The organism is Rhizobium skierniewicense Ch11, from assembly GCF_023757665.1.
In the GTDB taxonomy this organism is placed as follows: Bacteria; Pseudomonadota; Alphaproteobacteria; order Rhizobiales; family Rhizobiaceae; genus Agrobacterium; species Agrobacterium skierniewicense.
Map to the genome: position 1 here is coordinate 26537 of NZ_RXPG01000002.1, position 18281 is coordinate 44817.

Sequence of the window (18281 nt, forward strand, 5' to 3'; positions counted from 1 at the left end):
CTTTAGATTGTTGATATACAATCATGTGTTGCGTCCATAGACAAGGAGAAATTATGTTCTGGAAAAATAAATAATCTGAAATGAATATTTCTTAAACACATCGGCTTGATGTAACAATAAAACTCTCTGTAAATCCATGATAGATAAACAACCTCATCATTGAAAATGAAATATAGCCTTTTTAGCAATATGTAGATTCGTAGAATGATAATGCGTATTCGGATTTAAATGAAACAAATTCCTAAAAAATGAAATTTTATTCAGTTAAAAGGATAACTAATGGGATTACATAATATAACATCGGCCTAATGTATTAAAATCAATCTGTATATCTATGATCCGCGTTCCGCGATCCGTTACAAATTTCTCAAATCTGCATTATGAAATTCGCGGCTTTTTTGAAATGAAGCGCCGCGTGAGGATAGATGTGACGGAACATGACCCACCTTTGAATGTGGATGCACCTGTCACAACCACATCATTATTAGTCATTATTTTACGCTATCGACGGCCCACTTGGCACACAGATATGCGCGGCCTTACGAAAAGTCAGCAATTTCAGCCAGCGCAAAATCCGCCAAGCGTGACTAGCGGTTGATCGCCTTTTTTGGATGAAAATAGTTCAAGCTTTAAAATCGATGCTCCCCGAAACCGTAGGCACGGATCACGCAAGGCCAGCTTATATAAAGGGCACCAATATTAGCTTGTCTCACACAAAGAAACCTCACATCATGAACTTCTCAGATATTCCGTTGGCTTCTCACGATCTACAATGGGCATCCGAAAACTTTATCAACACTTATGGTAAATCTTCAGTTCTGGAATCCGGAGAGGTAATCAATACCGAGAAAGGACTGCTGTACATCTACGGCGCAGAGGTACTCAGACGCGAACTGCGGAATATTTACCCCTCAGACGTACTCAAAACCCGAATTGATAATACCCAATTCCTGATTCATGCGAAGGAAGAACTATGCTTCGTTCGCATGCCGCCAGCTGAAATGAAGGAGAAGTTAATTGACGCAACTTTCTATATCGCCGTTTTTCCAAGCAGCTTATTCCTGTACGTCGGAAAAGAATTAGGGAAGAGTTATCTAAGATGCCATGACTCAGCAACCTACTATCCCGTGGTAGCATATGGACCGACGAGTTAACTATCTATATCACCATTTATGTATCACATACAATATCTCACTTCGTGTTTCATACACGACAATATATCTACCTATGTAACCTCATATTTTTAACGTATTTCTACGTATTATCCTTGTACTAATAAATGTGTTATTCCATTATAAAATGATATCGCCATTTTATAATGGCGATTATTATGTCTTATTAATATCCACTACCTGTAATCATTTTTAAATCATTCGTGTCGTCAATCTAGATTTGAATTGAATTAACCGAGCTTCAGAACTTACATTTCAATAACGGACGATATAAAACGAATTATGATAAACATATTACTTCGTCCATGATGAAGAGAAAGTCATACGGCATCATGTTGTGACAACGCTTACATAACGGCAGCAATAACAACATCGGAAATCGTATTACATATTGGAAACAAAATGATTATATTAATGCTGACTACATAATTTTATACTTAGGTGGGATCGTTACATTTTGTTACAAACGGACACCCTTGCTTCATCCCCGCCAACACACCTCTGCACGTTAGACCAAACGCTTCCACAAGGAAGTGAAAGCCATATCACACCACATCTTGGGCTCCTTTTTCAGCCCGTTATCCTGAAAGAGAGTCTTGCCGACCGCGATTATTTCAACACAGAAAGGACCAATCCGGGATGGCGCTAAGAAGCTATTGCCGCCGATCTTCATATGCGAGAAAATCGGATTTTGAAGCGACGTACTCGGAAGAAAAGCAATGTAAGCATCCAAATCATGTGTCTCGTTGCTTGTATTTTGATAAACATTTTTCTGCCACAACCTCATAGTTTGTTTTGTTATCCCTTCGGCATAGGGTGGGACGGTGGAGATAACTGCGCCTCCGTCGGAAGCGCCGTCATAAAATCGCTTCTGTGCATACTCTCGCATTTCTTGAAACGAGCAATAAACGTACATCAAAGATACATTGGGTATATCTGTTGGACCTGGGCAGCCCGCAACTTCGCAAAAGCGCTTGACCACTTTGTCTTTAGGTGGATCAATGGGAACATCAGTATTAGTGATTAAATTTATCCACGAGCGTTGAGCAGCTATGAGACTTTTTTGTGCAAAACTGCGGCGAGCATTCGCGGTGTGAATTAGAACGAGTTTAAGTTCACGCCGGTCTTGTAGATTCGAGCTGTCGATAATGTTGAATATCGGCTGACTGTCATACATCTCGAATTAGTGACTGATTTTTGAATATAAATTCAGTTATATCTCATAATTAAATGGGCTTCGGTGGCCGTATTATTGGTACTCAAAATCATCAATCACGGGATTGATTTAAATTAACTAATTTTAAAATGAGCACCGAAGTATTTCGTCTTTTTACCCTATTAAAATATTGATTGTTATTAAGACTTTCTACAAGTGGGACACGCATCTTATTGAAATCGCCGACAAAGGCGTGATGTTCGGCCAAACAATTTTAACGTTCGCGTAATTCTCACCTACTCCCCATCTCGATGCTAATTTAGGCATTTCAAATCACAATCATCGGAGGAAGTATTTCATTTTATCGCTTTATCAATGCAATGAGTTATAATATTTCGATTCATGTGATGCATATTTCTGTAAAGAATTTGCAATTTACTACGCCTATTGCATAGTTAGTTTTTGCTCTGTATCAACCACCATGCTCATTGATGTGCCATGTAAAATTCCCGAACATCACGCCATTTACATTTGAATATATCCTGCCGCCGCCGTAATGCTACTGGCCCACCTGTCGATTGGTTAGAACCCAGAGTTAATAACGTAAGCGCTTACGTCAATAAGACAGGTAAAGCTATCTATAAATATATTCGGTATGCAGACTATTAATATTATCTAGTCAATTTAAGAAAATAGCGGCATAAACAATGGAGGTAGAGCAGGCATTTTTCTTTTTTTATTATTTTTCTGTGAGTCCTCAACATTAACTTACCTGCAGGTGCTTTCTCAGAGGAAGCCGAGACGACGGAGTGATACCAACTGGCCGATGTGGGAACTAGAGTGGGATCTCCCCGCTGGAACAAGTGTCTCTGAAGTGCTGGCACGTTACTCGACGCCAAATCTGCTCCAGAAGCTTGACGAGAAACTCGATGTTCAGGTTGTTGAGCACAGAGGCATGTTTAACTTGGGAAAGGGAATTCAAGAATGTACGAAAACAGCTATTTTGTCCGCGATTGGAGAGGGGCATAGAAACCTTTGTGAAATTGACATTGCGCTCACGGCGGACGGCGTTCCAATCGTCGCTCACGAATTCAATGTATTTCGTGTTGCTGCTTTAGATGAGGATAAGCCGGTTCGCAAATTTTTGTCCCATCAGATCGTTGGACGACCAGTCATCATACGCGAGATCGAGAACGGTAAGATCTCTGAGACAAACTACAGGGTTACTGACCAGACTATAAGCACTCTTGAAGATATCCTCGACAGCGCGATTCAGGTGAATCCGGACGCAACCTTCATTCTCGACGGCCGCGATGACGAAGCTCATCTCATCGTGGCCTGGTTAAGCTATAGGTCGGCGTATTTTGGCAAGGTTGCTCTTCTATTCTACACCTTCAAGTACATTGATGGGGATCACTTTGTGCAACTGGTAGAGAGTGCAGATCCGGAACCTCGATGGAGGCAGACTGTGCCCCTCATGCCTATGCTTTTTCCAATGGAAATGGTTCGGATCGCAAGGGATCTGGGGCATTCTCATCCGACTGTTGATGAAATATATGGGGCTGCAAAATATTGGATTGATTCCGTCCTCGCCCAAGACATTTGCATTTTTGCTGTTCAAACTATGCTGTCCTACGTTTCTGAAGACACTTTAGAAGACGCGGCAACTGAAGACGAAAGACTCGCGTACAGGGCTAGCGAAGCGAGCACGCGTTTGGCTTACTATGTAAAGTTTGATCGCGATATAAAGGAAGCGAGACCAAACCTAAAACTCTCGACCGGTACCCGAAGTTACGATTTTAGTGCTGTGACACAAGGAAAAAGGTTGCAATTCCATAACGAGTTTTTCACCGGTAGAGAGGAAGCATGGGACACCGACCTTCGCCATTACATCCGCTGTCGCCAAGGAACGCCTGGTATACCCCTGCTGCATGATCTTCCAGATTTGGTAATTTCCGACCGCTCAGAGGACGACATGGCTTTACTTGCTTGGAAGAGCGCTGGCGTCAAACGTAGGGTCGACGTGCAGGCACCTCACCTTGACATCTACGATTCTGAAGAGGAGTAGGCTTCGTAATTTTTTGTTGACGAATGCGCACAGTTATTGAAGTATTTCTGAATACTGAGTACTTTAAATTCAAATATCAAATAAGATCGGACATATTCGGCCGTATGCACCGTTCACTTGCTTTGTAATTTGACATGGGACTATGTATTGTTTTCAGACATTTATCTTATATTATAATGTATTGCGAAATTATTTCAGCAGATAAAATTCGAAATAATTTCATTCGACAATTGCCCAGAATAATTTACGGTCTTATCGGTACATAATACATCGTCGCGCTCTTAACTGAATTATGAGCAATTTTATTAAATCAAGATGCCTTCTAGTGGGACCTGTTAGGTATTCATGACGGGCCTAACCTATTTCGTCTTACAATCACCATTAAAGTATTTACTCGTTGATGCGAATAAACTTCAATTCAGGCTCAAAGTCGATAAAATGGCATGATTGCCTCGGTCCGCTTTTGATTCAGAGAAACAAAAGTTTCTCTCTCGCTGATTGATTTTGTGTTTCTTTCATAGGCTCAGATTGCAGTACGGGTCATTCCACTGTCTCGCGGCTTCCCGCTGACAAAACGGAAGGCGGAAATCCCGCATACGGCTATACTAAATGCCATAAACACGTGTTCAGTAAGTTCAAAAACTGACGGCGATTTCACACCCAGTAAGGCCACAACGCCCGCACTTTTCATAGTCATATATATTCCTGCAGCCGTTATCCTTTTTCGATAATCGTAGGTGCCCTGAACCGCGTTCGAAAATGGAGTTTACACTGCCATATATCCTGCCGCTGCTGCAGAGGTGCGGTAAGTCGATTTCAGTGAACGCTGGGAAACAATTTGGCGATTGCCAGTTTATTTGTCAGGCGCTTGTCACCGTGGACCTCAATCTGCCCGTCGAGGATGGAACCAAGCCATTCGCTGTGTTATTCTTCACGTTCGTCTGGTTCCGTCCTCGTGTCTAGCAAATTCCCTTCAACTGAGATGCAGCATGGCAAAGCGCGGTGATAAAGACTATCTTTTCGACCCGCTGCGATGTCCGGAATTTTGTGCGACCACTTCCGTAAAATTTTTGGAAGAACCGATGCCGGGGACTATGCCCACGAGACGACATGGTTGATCAGACCGGGCATGACTTTGAGGCGCCCCTCCTCTTTTTCACGCGGATGGTTTCAGCTCGAGGAAAAGGTCGTCACTGTCGCCAAGCTTCAAGCGCCCTCATAGGAGCCAAACACCAATCCGATCGTATAGTTGCAGCTCTCCCCCGGCTGCAGGAGTGGACGGTCTTCTGCGATGTCGGTACGAGGCTCGACGCCAAGGGCGTACATACCTGATTGATACGCTCGCCAGATCGCCAGCCTGTTCAGGTGCGTTCGGCTGAACGATAAGCCCACAGATACATCGAGCGCCGGGTTTGAGAGCATGATGGGATCGGACCAGGGAATATCGCGACTATCTACAGAATCCACGCGCTCACCGTATTTGTCATTTGGCAGAGGTTGCTCAACCAGCATTTTTGCCGCGAGAAGTTCAGGTAGACCTGTGAACTCCAGGTTCTCATCAAGAAACGGATACCCCAAATTCAGGTGGTAGATCATCGCGTGATGGGACGGGACGAAGCCTCGATTGGTAACCACATCATCGATCACTATTTCAGAGGCAAATATCCCAAGTGTTACGCGCCGCCGCAATTCGAGTGTCTCACCAAATACACTTGCCTGCCTGACGATGCCCTCACAAAAGATTTCCTCGCTGCCCTGGTCGACCCCATATCCCACCAACCGCGCTTTCTCGGTGGAGATCCTACCGTGCTGCGGCATTTTTCTCGTTTTAAGATGGGGGTGTCCGTAGTGCGAAATATCCGTTTCGCGCGGGCGGCTGACGTGGTCAAGTCCGCAGGTCACCATGAAGCCATCGAAGTTGCGCAGGAACCCCCACCCGTCCTCCGAGCCGGGATCAGACGGAGGAAACCGCATTTGTGCCGGCGAATTCCAGCCGATGTTCACGCCCTTGAAAGAAAGACTGGAGACATCAAATCCTCTGTCGACGGCAATCTCGAATGAAATCCCCTTCGCGTTCCGGGCAATGAGTAGTCTTTGACCTCGCGCGGGACCATCCTCGAGCGTCACCAGTCGAATGTCCGCAACCCCTCTCAAATCCGGGGTCTTTCTCAACAGATTGATATCCATAGTATCCTCGATCGCGTCGCTCGCTGAGATTGTCAGAAGTTCCGACTGGCCGGCGACGCTAAACGTCGGCGTTCTGGCCGCCCAAATTGAAGAGAAGCTGCTGGAGTCCGGGTTCATTTACTGCCAGAGCGGCATCCGCTGGTGAACACCACCTTTTGCGGCGTTGGCCCTTCTCAGGGAACTCGTCTTCGACCTCCGAAACCATCAGCAGATAAACCTGAACGAGACAGGGAAGAACCTCATCCAGAGAGATCTTCTTATCGTAGGTGTAGTGGCCAAGAGGCAACTTGCTGACACGCCCTCTGACCCCTGCCTCTTCCCACGCTTCCTGTTTAGCAACCTGATGCGGCTTCTTCTTACTCATCGGCCAACCTTTGGGTATTACCCAACGGCCGGTATCTCGGCTCGTGATGAGGAGAACCTCAACGTCACCGGGGGCGAGGTCGGCCGATCGCGTACAAAGTGCCGCGTATTGGTCGACCTTCGCGCCGAGTGGTGTTTGACATATTCTGGTGGCATCACGCCGCATTAGGCAGCAACCGCCACTTTCTGGAGCAGTGGTCTTACTTTCTCCAGAAAAGTGTCGCTTCCACAAGCAAAACGGAGCTTCTGCGGTAGTTCGGTTCTGTCCCAGTCAATCGTATGCGAGACGCCAAGATTGCCGAGTATCGGCAACGCCGCCATCACATCCCAGGTCGAATCGCCCAACGACACATAGCCATCGGTTTCACCCATCGCCACCTCGATGAGAGACAACGTTGCCGAACCGCAGCAGCGGAAGCTGATACGAAGATCATCGGAGATGAAGCGAACAACTTCGAGCCGGTCTTCGGTCGCCACCGACGGATGAAGACCAACTCCCATTGAAGCCCGGGAAAGATCGAGCGGAGGAATTGGTTGCAAGGGCTTGTCGTTCAATTGCGTCTCGACGTCCCTGCCGCCAGTCAGCATCAAATCTCGCACGGGGGCGTAGATCACACCAAAGACCGGCCGACGGTGTTCATAAAGTCCGATGGAAATCGCCCAGTTCTGGCCGCCACGAACAAAATTGAACGTCCCATCTATAGGATCGATGACCCAGGTCCGTCCGGACGTTCCATTGATCTCGCCACCTTCCTCGCCATAGACGCCGTCTTCCGGAAAAGATCTCTTGAGATTGGCGATTAGGAATTCTTCGACCTGCCTGTCAGCTTCCGTCACGAGATCAAGATGGCCCTTTTTCTCGACAGGCAAATCAGCGAGCTTGCGGAAATACTGAAGGGCGAGTGCGCCCGCTTTTCTCGCAATCTCTTCTACGATGGCCTCTACCGTGTGCCCCGTATGCAAATCAGCCATTGGCTTCGTCCTTGAGCCGCGCGGCCTGCGACACATCGTTGCTGATGAGCTGATCAAGCTGACCTTCGCGAATCCAGCGAACGACGTCGGCTTCGATATCGACGCCGTACGTCTTGAGACTCTTCAGTTTGCTCGGGGGTGGAACGTGGAGGAAAGTCGCAATCCCGCCGTCATGGAGCTGGATTGCTTCTCCGCTTGGAAAATGGTGGATCTCAAGGTTGATGGCATCAACGTTGGCTTCGCGTGCGATGGCGGCCGGATCGAGAAGGCGCGAATGCGACAAGCCGACAGTCGGCACCTCTGGAATAGATTTCTTCAGAGCCCGGAGCTGGACAAAGTCGAAGGACGAGAACTGCAGCAGGTCAGCACAATCGAGTTCATCGATGATCGCCCGGAGCTTCGGGAAGAACACGTCGTCATGACCATAGGTCTTCAGCTCAAGCTGATAGATGATGTTGTGCTCGCGGGCGAAGTGCAGCGCGTCCCTGAGGCGTGGAATTCGCTCGTCTCTAAACTCCTCGCCGAACCATCGGCCGGCACTCAAGGCGGCAATCTCGGAATAGGCCATGTTGCAGATCAGGCCATTGCCGTCGGTGGTCCGATCGACGGTTTCATCGTGTATCAGGACCAGTTCACCGTCACTGGTAATGCGCAGGTCAGTTTCGCAGGTCACGCCGGGTCCGGCAAACTCGCGGGCCGCGCGAAACGCAGCATACGTATTTTCCGGCGCGCCTTCGCTATGGCCGCGATGGCCAGCGACGCGCATTGTCTTTGGCGTCATTCTCAGCGGGTTCATTTTGTTTCCTTTCGTTTAACGGAGCCGCGCATCGAAGCGGTCACGCAGATAGTCGCCGAGCAGGCTGATCGACAGGGTTGTCAACACGATTACCGCGCCCGGAAACGCAGCCAGCCACCAGGCGATAGCGAGATAGTTACGGCCGTCAGCGACCATCAATCCGAGACTCGTGGCCGGGGGCTGGATGCCGAGACCGAGAAAGCTCAAACCGCTTTCGAGAAGAATGATTTCCGGGAAATTGACAGTGAATTGTACGATGAGCGGCCCCGCAATGTTCGGCAGCATGTGACGCAAGTAGATTCGCATCGGCGGCACGCCAACGATCCGTGCCGCCTCCGCATACCCTTCCTCTTTCGCGCTCAGCACGAGCCCCCGGGTCAAGCGCGCATAGCGTTCCCAGTTCGCGAACCCGACCAGAAAAACAAACAACAGTGGGCTCGACCCGAAGATTGCGAGAATACCTAATGCGACGATGATGAATGGAACAGATGCCATGGCGTCGGAAAAACCCATGATCGCATTATCGATCCACCCGCCGAAATGGGCGGCGATCAGCCCCAGGCATGTGCCGATCAGGGCGCAAATAAGCGATCCGACGACCGCGATCATCAGGGTCGTCTGGGTTGCAACCAAGAGATTGCTGACAACGTCTCGGCCAAGGTAGTCGGTCCCGAGCATATGAGCTACCGACACAAACGGCTTGGCAAACCGGGCCAGCGGGTCCTGATGGAGGTAATCATAGGGTGCTGCCCACCGCGCCGTGATGCCGATGATTACGACGATGGCAATCCAGGCACAGCACAGTCCAATGATGACCGGCATACGATGAAAGGGAGCCCACACGGTGCTCTTCAACGAGCGTGAAGCTGTCGCTGTCGTCATGTCAGTGCTTCCTGATTTTGGGGTTGAGAACCGCGTAGAGGACATCGACGGTCAGGTTGATCGTCACCATAAATGCCGTGAAGAGCAGGATCATTGCCTGAACGACCGACAGGTCGCCGCTGCTGGTTGCCGCGACGAAACCGCTGCCGAGCCCCGGCCACGCAAACACTGGTTCGATCAGAACGGCGCCGCCCAGCAGTCCACCAGCGGTGAAGCCGAGCGTGGTCACCATAGGTATCGCCGCGTTTGGCAAAGCATGGCGGAGTATGATTTCCCAGTTTGGGATGCCGTCAGCGCGAGCCGCAGCGATGTAAGGTTGGCCAAGAACATCGATCAGGGTCGAGCGCATGAACCGCGCAATGGCGGCGGCATTGAACAAAGCAAATGTCGCGACCGGCAGGATCACGTGGTTCCATGACGAACTTCCCGAGCTCGGGAGCACCCGCAGCCAGACAGCGAATACAAAGACAAACACAAGACCCAGCAGAAAGTTGGGAATGCTGTAGCCGAGTACAGCGCCTGCCATGACGCCCTTGTCAACAGCGGACTCCCGCCGAACCGCAGCAAGGATGCCGGCTGGAATTCCGATCAACATGCTAAGAACAAAGGCCGAGACCGTAAGAAGCAGCGTTTTCGGGATTCGCTCACTGACGACATCGAAGACGTCTCGGCCATCGGCGTATGAAGTCCCGAAATCGCCTCTCAATGCGTTAACGACGTAAATCAGGTATTGCTCGACAATAGACCGATCGAGCCCCCACTTGGTCCGGAAGGCGGCCAACGCCTCGGGGCTCGCAGTGTCAGGCAACATCTGTTGCGCGGCATCTCCGCTTAAGCGCAGAACAACAAAAACAAGCGTTACGGTGAATACAAGCACAATGACAGCCCGGACCAGGCGGGCAAAAATGAATGCCACCATTAGGCAATCTCCTTCTGCTGCGAGTCTGCCGGCAAGGAAGCGATTGATCGAGGGAACTCTTCAGCCCTATGGCATGCCACCTGCTGGTCCCCGACCGATCGAAGTGCTGGCGTCTCATTCGTGCATCTGTCGATAGCAAACGGACAGCGCGAACGGAAAGCACAGCCCTGACCGGCTTTCGTTATGTCCAACTCACCCTTGATCGGCGGTTCGACGTTGCGCACAGTCGGGTCCATGGTAGGGACAGATGCAAGTAGCGCACGTGTGTAAGGATGACGCGGCCATTGGTAGACCGACCTGATATCACCCGTCTCGACGACGCACCCCAGATACATCACCGCAATCCGGTCAACGAGATGACGAACAATGCGTAGGTCGTGGGTAATAAAGACGTAGGCAAGATCTAAGTCACGCCAGAGTTCCCGCAGCAGCGCCACAACCTGCGCCTGAACGGAGACATCTAGAGCGGATACGGCTTCATCGAAGACGACCAGCTTCGGATCAAGGATGAGAGCCCGAGCGATAACGACGCGCTGTCTTTGGCCGCCAGACATCTGGTGCGGATAGCGGTCCATCATTACGCTCGACAGGCCGACCCGCTCAAGCATGGCCGCAGCCCGCTCATAGGCAACCGCTCGGTCCGTCACGTGATGGACAATAAGGCCCTCGGCAATCTGCTCGCCGATGGTCATCTGCGGATTCAAAGCCGACAAGGGGTTCTGTTGAACGAGCGATGTGTGTATGCGGAAGTTCTTCCAGTCCTGAGCAGTCCGTTCCTTGTGGTTCACGCCTTCGAACCAGATGTCACCGCTCGTTGGCGGTGTCAGGCCGAGGAGAAGTCTGCCGAGTGTCGATTTGCCACTTCCGGATTCCCCGACAATTCCGAGCCTCTCGCGGGGCGCCAGTTCCAGATTGATCTTCCTGGAAGCAAACAGGCTGGTCGACTTCGAGAAAAAGCCGGTCTTCTGACCGAAGGCCTTCGACAAGTCGCGTGTCTTGAGGAGGGGCGCGCTCATGCAGCCACCGGATGATAACAGGCCGCTTCATGCGCGAAGCCGACATTCGCAGGCGCCGGAAACCGCGTCGAACATTCTGCCGTCGCTCGCAAACAGCGCGGATGGAAATAACAGCCCTGGGGAAGGTTATCGAGTAGCGGTACAGATCCGGGGATCGGGACCGGCGGTTCGAGATCGTCCGCCTCGATACTCGGCATGCATTCGATCAGAGCGCGAGCATACGGATGGGCCGGTCTTTCAAACAATTCCGCAACGGGCGCCGTCTCGACGATTTTTCCGCAGTACATCACTGCCGCCCTATCGGCGAGACGCGCGATAACACCTAGATCGTGGGATACAATAATCAGCGCCATGCCGGTCTCGGCTTTCAGTTCTTCGAGCAGATGAAGGATCTGTGCCTGCATCGTCACATCGAGCGCCGTCGTCGGCTCGTCGGCGATCAAAAGTTGGGGCTTTGCTGCCAGAGCATGGGCGATCATAACGCGCTGGTTCATGCCGCCGGAGAATTGATGCGGGTAGGATCGCAGCCGGCTTTTGGCCCGATCGATACCGACACGCTCAAGAAGCCGCATCGCTTCCAGCCGAGCATCAATGCCTTTCAGACCCTGGTGGCGGTAAAGGGCGGACTCCAGGTAGTAGCCGATCGTGTGGACCGGGTTCAGGCTGCTTGTCGGGTCCTGAAAGATCATCGCGATCGTCGGCTTGCCGGATTTGGCGGACGCCGTCCGGTTCGCTCCGAATTCGATTGATCCGCCGGTTTTCGCAATTCCCCGCGGAAGCATGTTGCCCACCGCGTAGCACGTCATGCTTTTTCCACAACCAGACTCGCCAACGAGCCCCAGCGTCTGGCCGGCTTCCAAAGAGAAACTGACACCGTCGATAATCCGGATATTGCGGGCCGGCACCTCGACCACGAGATCACGAACATTCAACAAAGTAGACATTTCATCCTCCCTGAGCGGTGCGCACGGATGCGCACCGCCATCTCGTTGGATTGTTGTTATTTGAAATTGAGGTTTCCGCGGAATTCCATGGTCTCGAATGAAACAGGACTCCACTGGACGTCTTTGCGTGCAGCGTAGACATCGTAAGGCTGATACATCAGGACAGCAGGAGCTTCGTCCTCGAAGATATCACGAAGGCGGTTGAAGGCTGCGGAACGCTCTTCGCCATCCTTCAGCTGGGCCACCTGGTCGCAGAGGTTGTTGAACTCTGCAGGTGCCTTCCAACCCCAGCGCTTCTGGACACCGCGGCCAGGACCAAATTCCGATACCATCGTTGTGAGGCCGTCCGTCAGCCACTGGCCGTTCGACCAGTTGCGGATTAGAATGTCGGAGTCCTTGGGTGTCGTCCCCGGCGCAAAGATCTTCGGCACGACGGTGATGCCGGCGGCTTTCCACATCTCAATCATCATCATCAACGCGGGGACAGCGTTGGCGTAATAGTTGCCCATCGTATGATAGGTGATCGGGGTGCCGTCGTAACCGCTTTCCTTGACAAGACGCTTGGCCTCTTTGAGGTTGAATTCCATAGGCTTCCGCTTCGGGTCGTAAGTCGCGCCGTAATGCGGGAAATTAAAGCCGTTCGGTATGGAAGCCTTATTCTTCCACAAAGCCTCGACGATAAGCGGCCGATTGACAGCAAGCGCCAGAGCACGACGCAAAGTCTTGTTCTGGAAGATTGGCTGGTTCATGTTGAACGTGAACATATGGAGGTTCTCGATCAGCGTGCCACGCGTTTCGAGGTCAGAGTAGCCGTCAACCAACGCCATGTCGTCCGGCGTCAACGTCGTGATGATGTCATACTCACCACTGATCAGACCGGCCACGCGCGTGGCTGGCTCCGCTACGACCTGGTAAGTGATTGTCGAGGCCGTAGGCTTATCGCCCCAGTAACCGTCATTCGCTTCCAACGTCACATGATCGTTAGCGACAAGCTCCCTGAACTTGTATGGCCCTGTGCCGATCGGCTTGTTACCGAAGGCAACTGCACCGAGGCTCTTGTAATACTCCTTCGGGACGATCGGGCCGAGCCAGGAGCCGAGATATTTCTCGATGAGATAGGACGGCGTCTTGGTACGCAAAACGACGGTGTACTTGTCTTCCACGACCGGCTCGTCCCAGTTGGGAGAAAAATTTCGGCCATTCGGAACCGTCTTGATCGCTTCGTCACCCCACAGCCGCTCAGAAGAGAAGGTGAACGCAACATCTTCCGCCGTCATCTCGGCGCCGTTGTGAAATTTGACGCCTTGCCGAAGCTTGAACCGGATGGACTTGTCGTCAATCCGTTCGAAGCTTTCAGCGAGTGCCGGCACAAGCTTGATATTGTTGCCTTTGGCACCATCCGCAAAATAGTCGCGCCGGATCAAGGCATCAAAAATCTGGTTGATGATACGCGGGCCGGTGTTGCTAATGCCGTTGATCGGCTCCAGCGACGGAGGTAGCCCATTTACACCGATGCGCAACGCGCGACGATCCGCGGCAGATGCAAAATTTCCGCCTGCGGTTGACGCGAGAGCTATCGCCCCGGCGCCCATCATAAAACTTCTGCGACTGGTCTTACGCATCTGGTTGTCCTCTCCCTGCTCTTTCTAAAGAGTGTTTGTGCGATTGCGCGGACTTCGAACCTAGTTCGCGATGACGAGCTTCTTCCGCAGCTTTTCCGGTACTGTCTCAATGATGCTTCTGGCGCCGGCATCGGTGACGATGACCCCGACGTCCTCTATCCTGGCGGTCACCGAGAGGCTTGATTTCGTGAACTTTGAATGATCCGCAACGACAATGACGCGGCTTGCGACCTCAATCATCGCCTTCTGGACGCTCGCGTTCAGTGGCGACGCCGTACAGATCAATCCCCGATCCAGATCGATCGAGCTGGCATTGAGGATCAGCTTGTCGACATTGAATTGTCGGATGAACTGCTCGGCGAGCGGACCTCTGAAGGACCGGTTGGTTTCGGTATATTCCCCGCCGACTGAATAGACGTTTTTCGTTTCGCCTCGGATCAGTTCGGCAACGATGTCTGTGCCGTTCGAGATCAGCGTCAGGCCAGCGCGCCCGGAAATATGCTTTGCGACCTCCAAGGCAGTGGTACCGGCATCAAGCAGAACAGCGTCGCCGTCCTTTATCATCGCCGCGGCCGCCGCAGCGATCACCGCTTTTTCGGCCTGATGCGAAACGGCGCGAGCCGCGTTCGGCTTGTCTTGAGCGACTTGGGAAACGCTGACTGCTCCGCCGTGTGTCCGGCGCAAAAGACCGGCCTCATGGAGTTCACTCAGATCCCTCCGGGCGGTCGCCACTGATATCTCGAAGTGGTCGGTTAGCTTGCCGATGGACAGAAACTGTTCGCCTCGCAACAGCTCGACGATTTTAGCCTGGCGGTCCTGCGTCGAGTTGAACACAACACTTCCCTTTCACCCAAGAATGATCTATATCGCTCACATTATGAGCGTTATCGTTCTTCGTCAAATGAAAGTTTGATGACGGTTTTGTTGCGTTGCAACAGAGTACTACAGCGTATAAGATTTCCCCGCCGAGCTTTAACACAGCCGCGTCCGCCCTGTAAGCGATTGGTCGAGTGAGCGAAACCGCTCATTCGTTACTTAGGCCAAATGGGCCCCTGCGCCTGTTTTGCCTGAGATGAACTTTGGGAGAGTGCCTATGCCACGTGCACGATTGATTGAAGCTGAACGGCCTCGAACTTCTGGACCTCCAGCAAATTCTTCCTGTATGCGAGGCGGCGCAGGCGGGAGGCCGGTGGGCAGCTTTCCTCCCAGCTCGCCCACCGGTTCAATGTCTCCACGCCCCGGGTTCTCTTCGACAATAGTCCCTACCAAACCGGCTTAGACTGAGGACGGCGGCGTTGGAGTCGACAATCGTCATGATCAACCTGTTCGGGGCAGTTGCTCTGCTGCTGTTCGGCCTTTCGCAGGTCAAGGAAGGAGCGTCCCGGACGCTTGGTTCCAAGCTTCGCACCGGTCTCGCAACCGGAACAAGGAGCAGCACACGATCATTTCTTGCAGGCTTTGTCGCGACCGTAGCACTGCAGAGTTCTACGGCCACAGCGCTGATGGTCTCTTCATTTGTTGAGCGAGAACTGATCAAGCCGCGCATGGCGCAGGTCGTGCTGCTGGCAGCCAATGTCGGCACCGCAGTAACAGCATGGATCGTTGCTACCGGAATCGAATGGGTTTCGCCTGTCTTGCTTGCTGTGGGAATCATTCTTTATCGAGGCGGAACAACGTCGCGTCAGGGCGCTGGAACCGCCCTTATCGGTATTGCGCTGATGTTGCTTTCTCTTCATCTTCTCAGTCCAGCGACCGAGCCGCTGCGCCATTCAGCAGCGCTTGCGGCCTTCATCGGGCTCCTCGACAACGCATGGCCGGTCGCCATTATCCTCTCGGCGGCGATTGCCCTTGCATCGTCCTCAAGCCTCGCTGCGGTCGTTCTTATCCTGTCGATGGCGTCTACCGGCATTCTATCCGGCGGCCTTGTCGTTGCATTGGTTCTAGGGGCCAGTTTGGGTGGCGCTGTTCCGCCGGTGATTGCCGCATTGTCGGGATCGGTAGCCGCCCGGCGTGTGACGCTCGGTAACTTGCTCGTACGGGCCATTGGCTGCGTCGTTACCCTTCCCGGAGCGGGAATTCTCGCCGACTGGCTGTCCATGTTACCCCTGCCCTACTCCGAGCTTCCCGTCGATGCGTACCTGGCCTTCAACATCGCCCTCGCGTTGCTCAGATGGCCCTTTTCGCGGCTCATCGCACGGTGGATGACCATTCTAATCCCTGATAAGGCCCAGACGGAAAACGGTCCAAAATTTCTCGACGCCGACGAACTGTCGACACCGATCGTGGCCCTCACCAGTGCTACACGCGAGGTGCTTGGTGTCGGAGATCTGATCGAAAGAATGCTTTTGAAAGTCTCTGATGCTTTTGAGCAGAATAACGCATCGAGGCTAAAGGATATTTCTCAGATCGAACATCAGGTCGACCGGTTGCAACAGGAGGTCAAGGTCTACCTTTCCAAACTTGGTCGGTCCGGATTGTCAGAAGACGAAGGGCGCCGTTCGATCGTCATCATCGACTACGCCACAAACCTCGAACACATCGGCGACATCATAGAGAAAGGTCTCTTGCAGGCGGTAACCAAGAAGATCGGGCACGGCCTCAAGTTCTCCGATGACGGCTTTGTCGAGCTTCAGCAGTTTTTCCAGCTGACCATAGACAATCTCAGGATCGCACAGACGATCTTCGTCACCCGCATGTCAACCTTGCCCGCCAACTCATGGAACGCAAGATCGAGGTGCGCCAGATGGAGAAACGATCTTCCGAGCGTCACCTTGAGCGGTTGCGTCACGGACGCGCCGACAGCCTGCAAACCAGTTCGCTTCATCTCGACATCCTGCGCGATCTCAAACGGATCAACGCCCACCTCGTATCCGTCGCCCATCCGATCATGGACGAACAAGGACTGCTCGGTGAAAGCCGTATCATTGCTCGCGACTCGATAACCTGACCTACACTGGATCAATACGCCTCGTACCCACGCAAACCATCGGAAGTTCAAAATGAAGAACAAAGTACAGCTATTCGCCTATGTCGACCGGTTAAGTGGTGGAGGCTTTCCGAACCTCAAGACCTTGATAGAGAGCAAGTTTGCTGGCTTGTTTGGTGGTCTTTATGCCCTCCCCGCTTTTGCCACGATAGATTTTTCCAACGCCGGTTTTCATCCCATAGATCATACGACGGTCGATCCCCGACTGGGAAGATGGCGGGACGTGCGACGCTTTGGCCGACCTGATTTGGAACACTCCACATCGCTCCCGATCGGCAGCTGTCGGACAAACAATGACGACAAGGATAATGGCAACGATTAGACGGAGATGAAGAATGCAACACTGGCTGGACAAGCTGACGGATCTTGCCGCGATCGAAGGCGATGAATGCATCCTGAAGACGGGGCTGGCGGATATCGCAGAGCATTTCGGCTTCACAGGTTATGCCTATCTCCATATCCAGCACAGGCATATCACTGCCGTGACCAACTATCATCGCGAGTGGCAATCAACCTATTTCGACAAGAAGTTAGTGGCTCTCGATCCGGTCGTCAAACGCGCAAGGTCCAGGAAGCACATCTTTACCTGGTCGGGCGAGCAGGAACGACCGTCGCTGTCGAGAGACGAGCGTTCTTTCTATGCTCGCGCAGCCGATTTCGGCATCCGCTCCGGCATCACCATACCCATCAGGACTGCCAACGGCTCGATGTCGATGTTCACGCTGGCATCGGATAAGCCGGTGATTGATCTGGATCGGGAAATCGATGCAGTTGCAGCGGCATCAACCATCGGGCAGATCCATGCCCGCATCTCATACCTTCGCACCACGCCTACGGCAGAAGATGCCGCATGGCTCGATCCGAAGGAGGCGTCTTATCTCCGATGGATCGCCGTTGGCATGACGATGGAGGAGATCGCTGACGTCGAAGGGGTCAAGTACAACAGCGTCCGTGTCAAACTTCGCGAAGCCATGAAACGCTTCGACGTCCACTCCAAGGCGCATCTGATAGCGCTGGCAATCCGACGAAAACTCATTTGAAAGTCAACGCAACAATCGCGACGTGACACGGTGATCGCAATACGCTTAGGTTGTCCAGTTATGTCTCGAAAAAGAGTCGGCGATGAGCCGGGTTGCGTCACACGGAAGGAGGGCTGTGGCCGCGTAATCCTTTGGCACTTGTGGCAGGTCAACTTCTC

At 52.1% G+C, this 18281-nt stretch carries 15 protein-coding genes and 1 pseudogene; 5 read left to right on the top strand and 11 right to left on the bottom strand.

Features of this window, described 5'->3' with window-relative positions; translation table 11 throughout:
- Window positions 1–731: 731 nt before the first annotated feature.
- A complete protein-coding gene (locus tag EKM04_RS00910) occupies window positions 732–1154 on the top strand; it encodes a hypothetical protein (protein WP_173994926.1) in 423 nt (140 codons plus the stop codon).
- A gap of 526 nt (window positions 1155–1680) precedes the next feature.
- Here EKM04_RS00910 and EKM04_RS00915 read toward each other — a convergent pair.
- Entirely contained in the window at window positions 1681–2349 is a 669-nt protein-coding gene (locus tag EKM04_RS00915) for a RolB family protein (protein WP_233279011.1), read from the bottom strand.
- An 805-nt stretch (window positions 2350–3154) separates the two neighbouring features.
- Here EKM04_RS00915 and EKM04_RS00920 point away from each other — a divergent pair.
- Window positions 3155–4396, top strand: a complete 1242-nt coding sequence (locus EKM04_RS00920) for a glycerophosphodiester phosphodiesterase family protein (RefSeq protein ID WP_065656786.1) — start codon at window positions 3155–3157, stop codon at window positions 4394–4396.
- Between the two features lie 1206 nt (window positions 4397–5602).
- Here the strand turns inward: EKM04_RS00920 and EKM04_RS00925 are convergent.
- Genes EKM04_RS00925 through EKM04_RS00970 form a run of 10 tightly spaced genes read right to left on the bottom strand, consistent with a single transcriptional unit; the run spans window position 5603 to window position 14931 of the window.
- Window positions 5603–6583: an aldose 1-epimerase family protein gene (locus EKM04_RS00925; RefSeq protein WP_065657615.1), complete on the bottom strand. Its 981-nt coding sequence runs from the start codon at window positions 6581–6583 to the stop codon at window positions 5603–5605.
- A gap of 58 nt (window positions 6584–6641) precedes the next feature.
- Window positions 6642–7112 carry an NUDIX hydrolase gene (locus EKM04_RS00930; RefSeq protein ID WP_065657614.1) on the bottom strand — a complete coding sequence of 157 codons (471 nt, stop codon included), beginning with the start codon at window positions 7110–7112 and terminating at the stop codon, window positions 6642–6644.
- Complete coding sequence (locus EKM04_RS00935; protein WP_065657613.1) at window positions 7112–7918, bottom strand: inositol monophosphatase family protein; 807 nt, start codon at window positions 7916–7918, stop codon at window positions 7112–7114. The genes EKM04_RS00930 and EKM04_RS00935 overlap by 1 nt, the downstream gene beginning before the upstream one ends.
- The gene (locus tag EKM04_RS00940; protein ID WP_327786361.1) at window positions 7911–8684 is read right to left on the bottom strand and encodes a glycerophosphodiester phosphodiesterase; all 774 of its coding nucleotides are present in this window, start codon (window positions 8682–8684) and stop codon (window positions 7911–7913) included. Before EKM04_RS00940 ends, EKM04_RS00935 begins: the two co-directional genes overlap by 8 nt.
- Before the next feature lie 45 nt (window positions 8685–8729).
- Window positions 8730–9596, bottom strand: a complete 867-nt coding sequence (locus EKM04_RS00945) for an ABC transporter permease (RefSeq protein WP_065657612.1) — start codon at window positions 9594–9596, stop codon at window positions 8730–8732.
- Between the two features lies 1 nt (window position 9597).
- Window positions 9598–10515 (bottom strand): ABC transporter permease, encoded by a 918-nt coding sequence (locus tag EKM04_RS00950; protein WP_012478154.1) that lies wholly within the window; start codon window positions 10513–10515, stop codon window positions 9598–9600.
- A complete protein-coding gene (locus tag EKM04_RS00955) occupies window positions 10515–11531 on the bottom strand; it encodes an oligopeptide/dipeptide ABC transporter ATP-binding protein (protein WP_065657611.1) in 1017 nt (338 codons plus the stop codon). The genes EKM04_RS00950 and EKM04_RS00955 overlap by 1 nt, the downstream gene beginning before the upstream one ends.
- Complete coding sequence (locus EKM04_RS00960) at window positions 11528–12475, bottom strand: ABC transporter ATP-binding protein (protein WP_012478152.1); 948 nt, start codon at window positions 12473–12475, stop codon at window positions 11528–11530. Before EKM04_RS00960 ends, EKM04_RS00955 begins: the two co-directional genes overlap by 4 nt.
- 56 nt (window positions 12476–12531) lie before the next feature.
- The gene (locus EKM04_RS00965) at window positions 12532–14097 is read right to left on the bottom strand and encodes an ABC transporter substrate-binding protein (RefSeq protein WP_012478151.1); all 1566 of its coding nucleotides are present in this window, start codon (window positions 14095–14097) and stop codon (window positions 12532–12534) included.
- A gap of 60 nt (window positions 14098–14157) precedes the next feature.
- A complete protein-coding gene (locus EKM04_RS00970; protein ID WP_173994925.1) occupies window positions 14158–14931 on the bottom strand; it encodes a DeoR/GlpR family DNA-binding transcription regulator in 774 nt (257 codons plus the stop codon).
- 461 nt (window positions 14932–15392) lie between these two features.
- Between EKM04_RS00970 and EKM04_RS00975 the strand changes: the two are divergent.
- From EKM04_RS00975 to traR, 3 genes and pseudogenes are all read left to right on the top strand, one after another.
- Window positions 15393–17044, top strand: a pseudogene (locus tag EKM04_RS00975) (Na/Pi cotransporter family protein).
- A gap of 52 nt (window positions 17045–17096) precedes the next feature.
- Complete coding sequence (locus tag EKM04_RS00980; protein ID WP_065657609.1) at window positions 17097–17405, top strand: hypothetical protein; 309 nt, start codon at window positions 17097–17099, stop codon at window positions 17403–17405.
- Between the two features lie 13 nt (window positions 17406–17418).
- On the top strand, window positions 17419–18123 hold the full coding sequence (gene traR, locus EKM04_RS00985) for an autoinducer-binding transcriptional regulator TraR (RefSeq protein WP_173994923.1): 705 nt from the start codon (window positions 17419–17421) through the stop codon (window positions 18121–18123).
- The last annotated feature ends 158 nt before the right edge of the window (window positions 18124–18281 follow it).

What these genes read in the sequence shown, in the direction of transcription:
- EKM04_RS00945 (WP_065657612.1), bottom strand. Translation starts at nt 9,596, where the DNA reads ATGACGACAGCGACAGCTTCACGCTCGTTGAAGAGCACCGTGTGGGCT.
- EKM04_RS00965 (WP_012478151.1), bottom strand. Translation starts at nt 14,097, where the DNA reads ATGCGTAAGACCAGTCGCAGAAGTTTTATGATGGGCGCCGGGGCGATA.
- EKM04_RS00910 (WP_173994926.1), top strand. Translation starts at nt 732, where the DNA reads ATGAACTTCTCAGATATTCCGTTGGCTTCTCACGATCTACAATGGGCA.
- EKM04_RS00920 (WP_065656786.1), top strand. Translation starts at nt 3,155, where the DNA reads ATGTGGGAACTAGAGTGGGATCTCCCCGCTGGAACAAGTGTCTCTGAA.
- EKM04_RS00980 (WP_065657609.1), top strand. Translation starts at nt 17,097, where the DNA reads ATGAAGAACAAAGTACAGCTATTCGCCTATGTCGACCGGTTAAGTGGT.
- EKM04_RS00935 (WP_065657613.1), bottom strand. Translation starts at nt 7,918, where the DNA reads ATGGCTGATTTGCATACGGGGCACACGGTAGAGGCCATCGTAGAAGAG.
- EKM04_RS00940 (WP_327786361.1), bottom strand. Translation starts at nt 8,684, where the DNA reads ATGCGCGTCGCTGGCCATCGCGGCCATAGCGAAGGCGCGCCGGAAAAT.
- traR (WP_173994923.1), top strand. Translation starts at nt 17,419, where the DNA reads ATGCAACACTGGCTGGACAAGCTGACGGATCTTGCCGCGATCGAAGGC.
- EKM04_RS00955 (WP_065657611.1), bottom strand. Translation starts at nt 11,531, where the DNA reads ATGAGCGCGCCCCTCCTCAAGACACGCGACTTGTCGAAGGCCTTCGGT.
- EKM04_RS00960 (WP_012478152.1), bottom strand. Translation starts at nt 12,475, where the DNA reads ATGTCTACTTTGTTGAATGTTCGTGATCTCGTGGTCGAGGTGCCGGCC.
- EKM04_RS00925 (WP_065657615.1), bottom strand. Translation starts at nt 6,583, where the DNA reads ATGGATATCAATCTGTTGAGAAAGACCCCGGATTTGAGAGGGGTTGCG.
- EKM04_RS00930 (WP_065657614.1), bottom strand. Translation starts at nt 7,112, where the DNA reads ATGCGGCGTGATGCCACCAGAATATGTCAAACACCACTCGGCGCGAAG.
- EKM04_RS00915 (WP_233279011.1), bottom strand. Translation starts at nt 2,349, where the DNA reads ATGTATGACAGTCAGCCGATATTCAACATTATCGACAGCTCGAATCTA.
- EKM04_RS00950 (WP_012478154.1), bottom strand. Translation starts at nt 10,515, where the DNA reads ATGGTGGCATTCATTTTTGCCCGCCTGGTCCGGGCTGTCATTGTGCTT.